Origin of the sequence: Proteiniphilum sp. UBA5384, assembly GCF_002410825.1 — a bacterium.
Classification (GTDB): domain Bacteria; phylum Bacteroidota; class Bacteroidia; order Bacteroidales; family Dysgonomonadaceae; genus Proteiniphilum.
Map to the genome: position 1 here is coordinate 26,959 of NZ_DHOS01000030.1, position 13,466 is coordinate 40,424.

The 13,466-nt window shown below is 41.6% G+C and carries 10 protein-coding genes; 6 read left to right on the top strand and 4 right to left on the bottom strand.

Translation table 11 applies throughout. From position 1 onward, the window contains the following. Positions 1-34: 34 nt before the first annotated feature. From B4G81_RS05475 to B4G81_RS05485, 3 genes are all read right to left on the bottom strand, one after another. Entirely contained in the window at positions 35-1,048 is a 1,014-nt protein-coding gene (locus B4G81_RS05475) for an NAD-dependent epimerase/dehydratase family protein (RefSeq protein WP_294080895.1), read from the bottom strand. A 114-nt stretch (positions 1,049-1,162) separates the two neighbouring features. Beyond that, positions 1,163-3,250, bottom strand: coding sequence for a sensor histidine kinase (locus B4G81_RS05480; protein ID WP_294080896.1), 2,088 nt, complete (start codon positions 3,248-3,250; stop codon positions 1,163-1,165). 4 nt (positions 3,251-3,254) lie between these two features. Next, positions 3,255-3,935 carry a response regulator gene (locus B4G81_RS05485; protein WP_294080898.1) on the bottom strand — a complete coding sequence of 227 codons (681 nt, stop codon included), beginning with the start codon at positions 3,933-3,935 and terminating at the stop codon, positions 3,255-3,257. A 204-nt stretch (positions 3,936-4,139) separates the two neighbouring features. On the opposite strand from B4G81_RS05485, the gene B4G81_RS05490 reads away from it, so the two are divergent. The 6 genes from B4G81_RS05490 to ruvB all read left to right on the top strand — a co-directional run bounded on the left by B4G81_RS05490 (position 4,140) and on the right by ruvB (position 11,870). Further along, positions 4,140-5,294 carry a radical SAM protein gene (locus B4G81_RS05490; protein ID WP_294080900.1) on the top strand — a complete coding sequence of 385 codons (1,155 nt, stop codon included), beginning with the start codon at positions 4,140-4,142 and terminating at the stop codon, positions 5,292-5,294. Between the two features lie 62 nt (positions 5,295-5,356). Beyond that, positions 5,357-5,503, top strand: coding sequence for a hypothetical protein (locus tag B4G81_RS05495; protein WP_294080902.1), 147 nt, complete (start codon positions 5,357-5,359; stop codon positions 5,501-5,503). 313 nt (positions 5,504-5,816) lie between these two features. Next, positions 5,817-6,476, top strand: a complete 660-nt coding sequence (locus B4G81_RS05500) for a response regulator (protein WP_294080904.1) — start codon at positions 5,817-5,819, stop codon at positions 6,474-6,476. Between the two features lie 89 nt (positions 6,477-6,565). Then, positions 6,566-8,437 carry a RagB/SusD family nutrient uptake outer membrane protein gene (locus tag B4G81_RS05505; protein WP_294080906.1) on the top strand — a complete coding sequence of 624 codons (1,872 nt, stop codon included), beginning with the start codon at positions 6,566-6,568 and terminating at the stop codon, positions 8,435-8,437. Positions 8,438-8,614: 177 nt separating this feature from the next. Next, the gene (gene rnr / locus B4G81_RS05510; RefSeq protein WP_294080908.1) at positions 8,615-10,759 is read left to right on the top strand and encodes a ribonuclease R; all 2,145 of its coding nucleotides are present in this window, start codon (positions 8,615-8,617) and stop codon (positions 10,757-10,759) included. 85 nt (positions 10,760-10,844) lie between these two features. Continuing rightward, complete coding sequence (gene ruvB / locus B4G81_RS05515; RefSeq protein WP_294081135.1) at positions 10,845-11,870, top strand: Holliday junction branch migration DNA helicase RuvB; 1,026 nt, start codon at positions 10,845-10,847, stop codon at positions 11,868-11,870. Here the strand turns inward: ruvB and B4G81_RS05520 are convergent. Further along, the gene (locus B4G81_RS05520; protein WP_294080910.1) at positions 11,867-13,255 is read right to left on the bottom strand and encodes a DUF4270 domain-containing protein; all 1,389 of its coding nucleotides are present in this window, start codon (positions 13,253-13,255) and stop codon (positions 11,867-11,869) included. The two genes, ruvB and B4G81_RS05520, sit on opposite strands and share 4 nt — an antisense overlap. Between the last annotated feature and the right edge of the window lie 211 nt (positions 13,256-13,466).

A 13,466-nucleotide genomic window follows, 5' to 3' on the forward strand; every position in this document is an offset into this window, starting at 1 on the left:
TACACATCATCACATCAGTACATCATACCATCAATTACAACCATCCCGTTCTCTTGTACCAGGCTATGGTCTTTTCTATTCCTCCTCTTAATCTGTAGGCCGGTTGGAAGCCTATATCCTCTTTGAGAGGCGTAATATCGCATGTCCAGTTACGTTGTTTCATAATCCGGTACTTGTCACTATTGAACGTGGTTGCTTTGCCAAAAAACAGTGCAATCTTTTCATTGATAATAGCTGCGGGCTTTACCAGAAAGAGTGGTATTTTTAACCGTAATACATGCTTTTTCTGCAATGCCTCCTTTACAATAGTATTGAATTCACTATCGGTATATATGTCGCCGTCGGCTACGAAATAGGCTTTTCGATTAACCCCTTTCTCAATAAGGGAGAAAATTACATCTGCCAGATCCTCCACAAAGATGAATGAGAGGAGCTGTTTTCTAAAACCTGCCCCCACATCCAAGCCATTTTTAACCGCTCTCATCAGGATAAGATAATCCCGGTCACGGGGACCGTACACTCCGGTGGGGCGGAGGATCAGATAGGGAAATCTGTCGATACTTTTCAGCCAATCTTCTGTTTTCAATTTACTCTTGCCGTAAGCGGTATTAGGGGTGGGGGGCTTATCTCCATACATAGGTGTGTACCCAAATTCATCACCCGGTCCCATCACGCTCAGAGAACTCATAAACAAGAATGAGTTGGGGACGGTATCGGTTTCTATCAATGCTTCCACCAAATTTCGGGTCTGTTGGTAGTTTACCTTATCGAAATCCGATTTATGAACAGCCTTGGTCAGTCCTGCAATATGGATAATATGATCAAAATAGCCCTGACGGCTCGAAAAATCGCGGAGTTGCTCTGTCAGCCTTTGCTTGTCGCTATAATGCAGGTCAATAAAATGAATACGGTTGTCCTGCAGGTATTGTCGGCTACTGCTCTTCCGGATGCCTGCCCAAGTTTCATATCCCAGTTCCAGAGCCTTGTCTACCACATTACTTCCTATAAATCCGCTGGCACCAGTGATGAGGATCTTTTTATTTTGCATGCTTTTCCCTTATATTTTACACAAAAATAATTAAAACTTCTGGAAAGCCCGCAAAATTAAGCATAGAAAGTAAGTGGCTGTAAATTAGAAGTAAAATAGAATAATGAATCATGGTTAAGCCAAAGATTGCTGACTTGGCAAATGCCCCTGGCAGACCAAAGGTATAGTCACACTAATCCTGCTACCCCTCCCTTTTTCCGAGAATATTCTTATGTTTCCGTTTAAAGTTTGACAACGACTTTTTATTATTTGGATGCCAATTCCTTTTTTATTATTCTGAGGATCAAAACCAATGCCGTCGTCTTCAATAATTAATACTATTGAATTATTATATCCAAGGGTTATCTTTGCATTTTTTGCCGATGAATGTTTCGTTATATTTCCAGTGCATTCCTGTACGATGCGATATATTTCATGGGATAAGTTGGATGGTATGGTTCCCAAAATATCCTCCTGTTCTATTTCCAGGTCAAAATAGATATCGGTATTTTCATTTAACTCGTGGATATGATCGATCAGGATTTCCAACAGGGTCGTATATTGGAAAACAGGAGGAATGAGTTCATGAGAAATGCCCCTGACTTCAGCGTAGAGTTCTTCCACTTGTTGCGGAATAGCCTCCGGAATGCCGGTCAGTTTTTTCAATTCCAAGTCAAGTATAAAAAGCCTGTTCGAAACATTGTCATGTAATCCTTTGGCCAGGCGGTCCCTTTCGGCTTCCAATCCATCTAAATAATGACGCATCTGCTTGAATTCGGCCTCTTTAAGTATAGTTGTATATTCAGCCTCCTTTTCATTTATCCTGACGGAAAGTCTTAACGCTTCCTTTTCTTTCTTTAATCTCAAAGATCGGTTATGCAATACAAGCATTAAAAGGAGTATTATAATGACCACTGAAATGCCGGTAGCCAATGTGCGGTTATACATAATCTTTTGCCGCTCTTCATTCAGTCGGCTGATCTCAAGCTCTTTTTTAGCCGTTTCATATTTTGTTTCTATTTCTTTTATTGATTCATATCTGTTTTGCTCATTGAATGTATGTTCTGCATCCATGGCCATTCGATGATACAATAATGCCTCCTTATACCGGTTGAGTCCTTCGAAAGCTGTAGAGAGATTCAAATAGAGTTGAATATAGGACAGCTCGGTATCATCATACCGTTCAGAATTATCAAGCAATTCTTTTTCTTTAAAAAAAGAAGTTTCCGCATCATTAAATTTTTGTTGTCTCAGAAAGATACGCCCTTCTGTTGAGTAGTATCTCCGTAAATATCTGTATGCAGTACTGTCGATATATGTCTTTCCCTTATCAAGGGTAGATATAACTTGCTCCCAATCAGGGTTTTTCCTGTCGGCTAATGCCAAAGTCAATTCATTGTAATACCTGATGATGGGGGCTTTTTGTGCGGCGAGCCCCGGTACGCTGTCCAATAGTGATTCATAGATATCGATCATTTTTTTTGAATAATGGATAATTGAATCATTATAAGAGTAATAGTAGATGGAGTCGGCCTCTTTGGCAAGCTTGTAATAATCTGCTGTTACCGAGTATGCATTGAGTAGAAAAACCCTTTCATTCGTCTGATTATTTATTTTAAGAGCCGCCATTTTATCCATTATCACTTTTGTGCTTTTCAGGTCTTTCCTGTTGATATATGCATTGCCGAGGAGAAAATAGATGTGCAATATCTGGATATTATTATCTCCGGTTTGCTCAAAATAATGGATTGCTTTATACAAATTTTCATGGGATGTATCTTCCGATTCAGGGAAATTGGCATAATAATCCCCCAGACAATAATGTATGTTCCCTTTCATATTGGGATCATTTGTTTCGTCAATCAGAGTGTAGGCGCTGTCTATATACACTTTTCCCTTTGACATATCACTCTCATACAATGATACTACCCTATATAATGTGCAATAGAGATTGATGAGATAAGATCTGTCTTTTTCTTGTTTGGCATAATAGATATTTCTTCTTATCACACGGGCATAATCCTCATAAGGAAGTATTGCCGCTTTATCACCAATGCTCATTTTCTCTTTGATCGTCAGGCTTTGATCGTCTATCAGGCGCAAGATCGAATCTAAAGTGGGCACCGGTTTTTCTTTTTCAATTCCGGATGGGTGGGTTTCTTCCTTTGCATGCATGAAAAGCGTGAGTGTTAAAAGGAAAATAACACACAAAATATTTTTCATAAATCTACCTATTGGAGCAAATTGAAAATTCATCGTTTACAAGGCCCGCACGTAATGCTATTGATACCAGTTGTGCCACATTGTGCACATCCAGTTTCATAAAAAGGTTCTTGCGGTGTGTTTCTATCGTGTTCTCGCTCAAGAAGAGTTTCTCGGCCATACGATGTGTGGTATCCCCGTTTACAATATGCTGGAGTATGAGTTTCTCCTGAGGCGTAAGAGCTATCTGTTTCTTCTTTCCGGAGATATGCTTCGAAATATGCCGGTTCTGAATACGGGAAAAACGGGGACAAAGATAGCGGTTACCCGATAACACTGTGTTTACTGCTTGTACAATATGTTCAGCAGCAGAACTCTTTAGTACAATACCATCCACATCCATCTCCATTAACCGGTTAATATTCCATACCTCTTCGTGCATGGTAGAAACAATAATAAGCGCATCCGAGTCAAACTTACGGATAGTATCGATCAATTCAAAACCCGACATCTCTTTCAACTGCAAATCAATAATGTAGAGATCGCTTTTCTCTTTTTTTATTTCATCACATGCTTGCAAAGCATTCGAAAATCCGACAATTTCACGGGACACAAAAGCATTTTTCAATACTTGTCCAAGCCCATTGAGGATTAATTCATGGTCATCCACCAATAGAATTCTTCCTCCTTTACGCGCAGCATTCATAGTTCTACAATAGTGCTATCCATTCTTTTCTATCACCGTAAAGGTAAACAAAAAAGATAAACTTTATCAAAAAAAGTTTTAACAATAACCGGGAAAAGAACAAAATCACGGAAAACCGTGAGAAATAAGTAGTGATAAAGATGGAATTTTGCAAAATTAAAATGCGTGCGATATACTACACAGTCAATTATTACCCGATTAAAAATGGAAGAAATAATATTATACGAGAAAGAAAAACGATGTACCTGTACCTTATATATGACTGAATCATGTAACCTCAACTGTACCTATTGTTATGAGCGCAAGAAAGGTGTCCTGAATATGTCATTGGATGTGGCGAAAGAAGGTATCATCTCAACCTTTCAAAGGGCAGTAGAGAAAAAAGTCCATTACGTGGAAATTCTGTTTCATGGGGGAGAACCTTTTATTGCTTTCGACAGGATCAGGGAAATATGCGAATGGGTTTGGTCGCGACAATGGCCGGTAAAATACATCTGTTATGCCACTACCAATGGCACGTTGATTCATGGTGAGATAAAGGAATGGTTAATGCGGCATAAAGATCGTTTCGTGCTTGGACTTAGCTTGGATGGAACGCGTGAGATGCATAACCGTAACCGATCCAATTCTTATGATAGAATAGACATAGAGTTTTTTAAAGATATGTGGCCGGAGCAGGGTGTGAAGATGACACCCTCGCCCGGTACTTTATCATCCCTGGCAGAAGGAATCATTCATATTCATCAATTAGGCTTTAAAAGAAATAACTGCTCTTTTGCCACCGGAATTGACTGGACCGTGGATGAATTAGGGAATAGTATCAGCTACCGGGAAGAACTTCAGCATCAGTTAATGAAGTTGGCTTTGTTTTACCTCAACAATCCGGACATTGATCCTGTGGATACCATCCAGATCAGATTCACAGCCATTGCTGCAGGGATAGACCGTTTGGTGGATAAACTCTGTGGTGCCGGTTCTATTATGCGCTGCTGGACGCCCGATGGACAGTGTCTGCCCTGTCATCTCTTTTATGAGGCAAGCAAAGAAAAGAAAGAAAAGATCCCTTTTATAAATTTTAGCTCCCGCCTCAAGATATCCGATCCGCAGTGTAAGGGATGTATTTTGGAACCGGTGTGCCCTACTTGTTACGGGGGTAATTATATAACTTATGGCGATATAGCCAAAAGAGACCCTTTTACGTGTGAGATAACAAAAATCAGGGCTTCTGCCGCATCATGGATGATGGGACAAATGCTGGAAGAACCATACAGATATGTCTGTCTGAAAAATATGACAGAAGACGAGCTGGCCATGACTGTTAAAGGTGTTTTGATGGTCCAGGAGATGATAAAGTCATAAAGAGAATAAGGTTAATAGTTCTTACCCATTGAAATAGAACTTCATTCAAATAATTATTTCTTATGTTTAAATTATCTCGGGAAACTGTATCCTCCATCAATGAGAAATACAGTGAAACTATGAAAAGTATCGAAGGAAAAGAATGGCGAATCAATACCAATCGTTGCGGCTGTTCCGGAGATTGCGGATCTAACTGGATGCGCAGCTAAAAAGGTGGGGGGGGGGATATGCCTCCCCTCCTCTTTTGCTAAAAGGGTAATAGCCGGTTTGAAAATAAAAACAAAAATCACGGGAAACCGTGAGAAATAAGCCGTAATAAAAATCGACTTTTGCAGTGTTAAATTTAACGTATGGGCAAACTATAGACATAAACAAGAGGTGAATTTAAATAGAATATTCAATTTTCGCATATGCATTTAGAACATATATCACTAAAATATAGACATTTGGTTGTGATCCTATGAATGACGAAAGTTGAACCATGATAAAAAAGTTTTAATTGAATTCTTTAGGGTGGATATAATGAATACTGATCAAAAGAAAAAGACGATTTTACTGGTCAACGATAATGAGTTGGTTCTCAACGGACTCATCAGGGTTTTAGAGACTTCCTTTGATTTTGAACAAATCATTGGCTTTTCGAATGCCAAACAAGCCTGCCATGAAATTAAAAAACAAAAATACGATCTATTTATCATTGATTTACAACTGAAAGAAATGTCGGGATTCGACCTCGTCACATTCATCCGTAGCGTACAACCCCATGCTTCAGTGATTGTTGTAACCAAACATGAAGAAGTATGGACAATCAACCGGATGTTGGAGATGGAGGTGGACGGAATTGTGCTGAAAAGTTCTCCTACGGAACATATCCTTCAGGCTGTCAAGTCTGTACTGAAGGGAAACCGTTATTTATGCCCCCGTTTTAATCATCTGAAAAATCAATTTCGACACAAACATACATCCCAAATGAAACAGGTAAGGCTACTCACCGAGCAGGAGAAAATAATCCTCAGGTACATCGTGGAAGGGCTTTCTTCCAGAGAAATAGCAGAAACCCTTTCCCTGAGCGAGAATACAATTGAATCCCATCGGAAAAACCTGTTTGTAAAACTTGATGTACGCAACGTTGCACAGTTGGTGGCTGTAGCATTACAAAACGGAATTGTGAATGATGATTAGCCGTAAAACCGTATGGTCAATCCAACAATTGGTATTCAAAATACACGGAAGACAAAAAATATAGTTACACAATTATTAAAAAAAGTAAGATGAAAAAAGAAAATTATTGGATTGTTGCATTCCTGGTGACAATGTTTATATTACCGGTAGGATGCAGCGACGGAGATGAAATTATTCCTGAGGAAAAAATAGAAGTCCAAAACGAGGAGGCACTTACACAAACGTCTTATGCCAATAATGAGAAAGGAAAAGAAATATCCTTTTCTACACCGGCAGCATGGAGTTCGGTTATTGAGAGTACCACAGATACCAGAGCTTCTGATTCACCCGATTGGCTTTCCATCAGCCCGGAAAGCGGAGATAAGGCAGGTAATTATAATGTTACCATCCATTTAACATCTAATCTGACAGGTAAAGATCGATCTGCCTACATCCATATTGTCTCCGCTGATACGAAGATTACTATCAACGTAACCCAGATGGGAACTAAAGAAGACGGTGAAACATTGGGACGCAGGGTTATCTTCCATGTCAATCAGTGCAATGAGAATTGGAGTGGATCCGCAAATCCTTACTTTACCAATGAAGGTGACACTTTAACCCTCTTCAAGGATTTGCAGAAGGTGGGCACGTACCAGACTGATGAGGAGGGTTCGATCGAACTTCTCCTTGAGAATGGTGAATATGAATATGTGGTAAGTAATGGTGATCTGAAAAATATTAGCAAAGCAGGGTATCTGATAGCCGGAATTTACACATCACAGGAAGAGATAGACCAAGCCCCGAAAGTTGAAACCGGCTCACTCAAACTTGGTGATTTAATGTTGAGTGACCTGGATGGAGACGGGGTAATCAACAAAAACGACGTTGTGACAAAAGCTCCATTGACAGTTGCTCCCGGCAAGGAGGAAACCCAAACGGTTGAAGTATATATGGCGGCCGGTGAGTTTGTCCCACTGAACCGATTCTCATATGATGAAGAGAAGTTTACCATGAGTCGGAATTACAGCGAAATGATACGCCTGTCTTATATCATTGATGCGGCACTCACCCATGAGGCTGATATGCCCGCATATAAACAGTTTTCCAATTATTCGTTCACTGCTAAAGACAATAATGTGTCTGATCTGTGGAATGCCTCTTATGGAACCATCCTTACAGCAAACAATATATTGGAACGAATAATCTATATACCAGAATATTCCCATGCCGAAAAAGATAAATATATGGTTGAGGCAACTTATTACAGGGCCTACGCATATGGGGTATTACTCAGTTATTTTGGCGGTATGCCCCTGATCTCTTCGCGTACATTTCCCGATGATGCAATCCGCAGTAGTGAAGCAGAGACCGTTCAATTTATCATACAAGATTGCGATGAAGTGGCAGGAAAAGGGGATGGGTTTCTCAAATACGCAGCTTTACAGTTGAAAGCACGCAATTTCATTTTTATGAAGAATTGGGATGGAGCAACCGACGCGTTGACTCGAATCATCGATTCAAACAAATATACTCTCCCCGCCGGCAATGAATGGGGAAAAGATGCTATCAGCGAAGGACTGGTGTTTGCTTCCGGAGTTTTCCCCGATGTGTTGAAGAAGGGAGACAGGGTCTACCCGGTACGGTATACTGAAACATTGTTATTATATGGGGAAGCGATGATAGAGTCGGGAAGGGCGACTATGGTTACTGCAGATTACCTGAATGAACTCCTGCTCATGGCCGGAAAAGCACCCTTGCAACCTATCCAGATGACGCAGGAACAGTTACGCGAAACAGTTAACATGTTGTGGAAAGATATCCTGTCAATGGAAGGACATTCCTTCTTCCAATTAAGAAGGACAAACCGGTTTATCAGCTTTGCGAGTGGATTCGGTGCAACCGAAAAACATAAATTACTGCCAATTCCCGATTCAGTAATTCAGAAATACAGGAATATCCAACTGAACCCCGGGTGGTAAATACCGTAATTAGGAAACAAAATCAAAACTCAAATGTTACATCCTTTTTTTTAAACGGAGAAAAATTTTTTTGAACGGAGAAAAATGAGCGGGATTCTTTACTCTACAGAAATATTTCCTTACTTTGCATTTAACTAAAATGAATTTGGATTGTTTAAAAAGAAATAATATAATCGTATGAGTAAAAAATCAACATCGATGCCTTCTGTTAATAGGTTGAAAAAGAAGGAATTGATCCCTTTGGTGATAAATTTTCTCACCCAGAATAACGACAAGCAATTTAACTATAAACAGATAGCAGCGGCGCTGGATGTCCGTGGTGAAGAAGGGCGGCGTGTCCTTGTCAGTGTACTCGATAAGCTACGCGCTGAAGATATACTGCTGGAAACATCACGCGGCAGATACCGTATCAACAACCGGGGATTAATGCTGGAAGGGCGCTTTGAGCGGAGGAGCAACGGTAAGAATTTTTTTGTGCCGGATGATGACGGAAATATCATTTATATACCTGAGCGTAACAGCAAACATGCAATGAATGGAGACCGGGTGCGGGTACAGCTGTTGGCAAAGCGGAAGCGTGCCGATACGGAGGGTACTGTGGTAGAGATACTGGAGCGTGCCCAAAGCCGCTTTGTGGGAGTGCTGGAGGTACAGAAACATTTCGCCTTTTTGGTGATGGACAGTAAATTTTTGTCGAATGATATCTTTATTCCGAAAGAGGAATTTAACGGTGCTAAAAATGGAGATAAAGTATTGGTGGAGATCACCGAGTGGCCTGCCAAAGCCAATAATCCGGTGGGAAAAGTAATCGATGTGTTGGGTGAGCCGGGACATAACGATACCGAGATGCACGCTATCCTGGCGCAATACGATCTTCCTTACAGCTATCCGGAAAAGGTGGAGAAATATGCTGATCGGATACCTGAAAGAGTGGATAAAGACGAGATAGCCCGGCGGGAAGACTTTCGTGACGTATTTACTATTACCATCGACCCGAAAGATGCCAAGGATTTCGACGATGCCCTTTCCCTGCACCAACTTTCATCCAACCAGTGGGAAGTGGGTGTGCATATTGCCGATGTGACCCATTATGTGAAACCGGGTGACCTGATTGATCGGGAAGCGGAAAACCGGGCGACCTCCATTTATCTTGTCGACAGGACAATTCCTATGCTGCCGGAACGACTAAGTAATGGGATTTGCTCGTTGCGTCCCCACGAAGAGAAATTGTGTTTTTCGGTTATTTTCACGTTGGATGATAAGGCGGAGATAAAAAAATCACGTATTGCACGGACCGTGATCAAGTCGGACAGCCGGTTGACGTATGAGGATGCTCAGGCGGTGATTGAAACCGGAAAGGGTGATTTCTCCGCGGAGATATTGCAACTGCATCATCTTGCCAAACAACTGCGTGAGCGTCGATTTGCCAATGGCGCCATCAACTTTGAGCGGTATGAGGTAAAATTCAACCTCGATGAAAATGGAAAACCATTGGGAGTCTATTTTAAGGAATCGAAAGAGGCTAACCATCTCATTGAGGAGTTTATGTTGCTGGCCAATAAAAATGTGGCTGAGTCTGTGGGGATAGTCCCCAAAGGGAAGAAACCGAAAACATTTGTTTATCGTATCCATGATGTGCCTGATCCCGAAAAGTTGGATACGCTGAATACGTTTATCCTGCGCTTCGGTCATAAGATAAAAGCCGACGGTTCGAAAGTGGAAGTGGCAAAGAGTATCAATTCGTTGCTGGATAAAGTGCAGGGACGTCCGGAGGAAAATCTGATTGAAACCATTGCGATCCGTACAATGTCCAAAGCAGTCTATTCTACCAAGAATGTTGGACATTACGGGCTGGCTTTCGATTATTATACCCATTTTACATCTCCCATCCGGCGGTATCCCGATATGCTGGTGCACCGCCTCCTGGAGTGTTATCTGGAAGGGGGGCAAAGTGTAGAGCCGGGGGCGCTGGAAGAAGAATGTAAACATTGTTCGCAGATGGAGCAGGTGGCTGCCAACGCTGAAAGAGACTCTATCAAATATAAACAGGTAGAATTTATGTCCGACAAGATCGGAAAGGTGTATGACGGGGTTGTATCCGGTGTGACGGAGTGGGGAATTTATGTGGAGATCAACGAGAACAAATGTGAGGGGATGATTCCCATTCGTGAGTTGGATGACGATTTCTACGAATTGGACGAAAAGAATTATCGTCTGGTCGGTCGACGCACTAAGAGAGAGTATCGTCTGGGGCAACCAGTCTCTATTCAGGTGTCAAGAGCTAATCTGGATAGAAAGCAACTTGATTTTATTCTTGCCTGATTTCTTATCCTGGCGTTGTCTTGATGCATCTCCTGGCGGCAATTTTCAAAACTCCCGATAAATAGTTATTTTTGTATCCATAATGATGGAAGAGAGTTTCGATATACATAGTAACCGCAATTTCAGGGATACCGAACGCGAGTTTGAAAATAGTCTGCGACCGTTGACTTTCGGTGATTTCAGTGGTCAGGGTAAGATCGTGGAGAACCTGAAGATATTTGTCAGCGCAGCTCGCCTGCGGGGTGAGTCGCTTGATCATGTGCTGTTGCATGGCCCTCCGGGATTGGGGAAGACGACCCTGTCGAATATTATCGCTAATGAACTGGGTGTGGGATTCAGAGTGACTTCAGGCCCGGTACTTGATAAACCGGGTGATTTGGCAGGTGTACTTACCTCATTGGAACAGAATGACGTACTTTTTATCGATGAAATACATCGTCTTTCGCCTGTAGTGGAGGAATATCTCTATAGTGCCATGGAAGATTTTCGGATCGATATACTGATCGATAAAGGTCCCAGTGCCCGCTCCATACAAATCGACCTCAATCCTTTTACTCTCGTGGGAGCTACTACCCGGAGTGGTCTATTGACCAGTCCCCTGCGGGCGCGCTTTGGTATCAATATGCACCTTGAATATTACGATCTTGAGACCCTTACAGGAATCGTTTTGCGTTCTGCAAATCTAATGCAGGTTGCCTGCGATATCAACGCTGCGCAAGAGATCGCTTCCCGCAGCAGGGGGACTCCACGTGTGGCCAATGCCCTATTGCGGCGTGTGCGCGACTTCGCCCAGATAAAAGGTACCGGAAAGATAGACAGGAAGATCTCGTCTTATGCACTGGAAGCTCTTAACATCGACAAATACGGATTGGACGAGGTAGATAATAAAATATTACTTACCATTATTGATAAATTCAAGGGAGGACCGGTGGGTATTACTACCATCGCCACAGCAGTAGGGGATGACGCCGGTACCATTGAAGAGGTATATGAACCGTTCCTGATCAAAGAAGGGTTTATCAAACGCACTCCCCGTGGGAGGGAGGCGACCGATCTGGCTTATCGGCATCTGGGCCGTAAAAGGGGAGAGGAACAGGGGCTCCTATTCTAATTGGTCAGGTTACTGAAAATCATATCCAGTTTTAAATTTCCTTCCCGTTTATCCAATCTCACAGCTGATGGCCAAATTTGATTGTAGATAGACATCGGGGTCGTTGTCGTTTGTCCGTATGAATTTGTGACAAATGTAACATCCACGGGAATTAGGCAATAAACCAATTTGAACTCTTCAGTAGGTTTTTCTTTATGCTTCTCATTGTAGTAATTCACCATAGTGGAGATATTACCAAAACTATAAGAATAAGTGGATGTGTCAAATTTACCGATAAAACTGGTTACCTGATCGGTGAGTTTCTTTTTCTCAAAAAAACCATCCAGCGAATCTTTGTGTACTAACAACAGGTAAGTGGGTGGACTCAGTTTTACCATACTCCCTTCATCCGTTTCGGGTATGGCGGGGATGGTGAGATCTGCCAAGTTCAAAGCCTGCGATTTTAGTTTCTCATGCACTCCTTGTTCTGAGAACGGGAAGGTAATTTCTGTAGTTACCCCTGCCGGACTTTTGACATAAGCATAGTCCGTATCGTACAATAATTGGTCGTTTTTGTTTTCAATATGATTGATTTGGGTGACTTCGGGAGTGATATTAAGCGACATGGCCGTTGTGCGGATGGTATCCTGTCCTGTGGATGAGCCGCCTTTATCCGTATACTTATAATGTACCATCAGTGAAGTAAGACTTACACTGATAATCGTACTCTTTCCGAAATCAGTGGTAAAATATAATCCGGGGAAGAATTCCCTGAACTTGTCCGGATCCACTAACTTACCATGATTCTCCTTTTTGTATTCGGTGAGAAATTTATCACCGATATCCTTGGGAAGTTTTACATTGATTTCATATACCCTTATGGAACTTCCTGAACTGCTTGTTTCGGTCCTATAAGTTGAATTTCTTCCGGTAAAAATTTGTGTGCCCAATGGAGCCGACATGTCGGCATACTCCTTTGGATCGATATTTGAATAATTTTTCACTCCTTTTAGCGATTCGGTCACCTCATATACCGATAAACCCATTGGAGATAATGAATCTCCCATCATGGTGGTGTAGGCAAGCTGTACTCTCACCGAGTCGATGGCTGCATCATCAGCAAACCCTGTCCCTTCGGGAAAGTAAAACTCACCGATATATTCGGATTTGATCGTACCGAAAACGGGATCAGTATATTCACCTAATACCGGATATCGGGTTTTAGCATATATGGAATCCATTTGCAAGGTTCTCGCCAATAACTCGAGCGTGTCGAGGCCAATTTCTCGGCGATCATCAGGTGGTTGTACTGTAAATCCTGGTCCCTCGAGAGTGTCGTCGCATGAAACCGCGAACAAAGCTATAAGGATGATAACAAAAACGCTGTACAAGGATTTGAATTTCATCTGTTAGTCATAAAAATTAAACTATTTGCGTGACGAATTTTCTTATTACTAATCTTGCGTTTAACATAATCAAAACATGTTTCACCGCTATCCTCGCCTAACAAAATAGTTTTGTTTGTATTCAATGCCGCAAATATCTGAAAAAAATGATTCAAATAAAAACGGGAGAAAGGCTTTCTTTTTATTTTTAATGATATTTGTGTATAGGTGC

What these genes read in the sequence shown, in the direction of transcription:
- B4G81_RS05475 (WP_294080895.1), bottom strand. Translation starts at nt 1,048, where the DNA reads ATGCAAAATAAAAAGATCCTCATCACTGGTGCCAGCGGATTTATAGGA.
- B4G81_RS05480 (WP_294080896.1), bottom strand. Translation starts at nt 3,250, where the DNA reads ATGAAAAATATTTTGTGTGTTATTTTCCTTTTAACACTCACGCTTTTC.
- B4G81_RS05485 (WP_294080898.1), bottom strand. Translation starts at nt 3,935, where the DNA reads ATGAATGCTGCGCGTAAAGGAGGAAGAATTCTATTGGTGGATGACCAT.
- B4G81_RS05490 (WP_294080900.1), top strand. Translation starts at nt 4,140, where the DNA reads ATGGAAGAAATAATATTATACGAGAAAGAAAAACGATGTACCTGTACC.
- B4G81_RS05495 (WP_294080902.1), top strand. Translation starts at nt 5,357, where the DNA reads ATGTTTAAATTATCTCGGGAAACTGTATCCTCCATCAATGAGAAATAC.
- B4G81_RS05500 (WP_294080904.1), top strand. Translation starts at nt 5,817, where the DNA reads ATGAATACTGATCAAAAGAAAAAGACGATTTTACTGGTCAACGATAAT.
- B4G81_RS05505 (WP_294080906.1), top strand. Translation starts at nt 6,566, where the DNA reads ATGAAAAAAGAAAATTATTGGATTGTTGCATTCCTGGTGACAATGTTT.
- rnr (WP_294080908.1), top strand. Translation starts at nt 8,615, where the DNA reads ATGAGTAAAAAATCAACATCGATGCCTTCTGTTAATAGGTTGAAAAAG.
- ruvB (WP_294081135.1), top strand. Translation starts at nt 10,845, where the DNA reads ATGGAAGAGAGTTTCGATATACATAGTAACCGCAATTTCAGGGATACC.
- B4G81_RS05520 (WP_294080910.1), bottom strand. Translation starts at nt 13,255, where the DNA reads ATGAAATTCAAATCCTTGTACAGCGTTTTTGTTATCATCCTTATAGCT.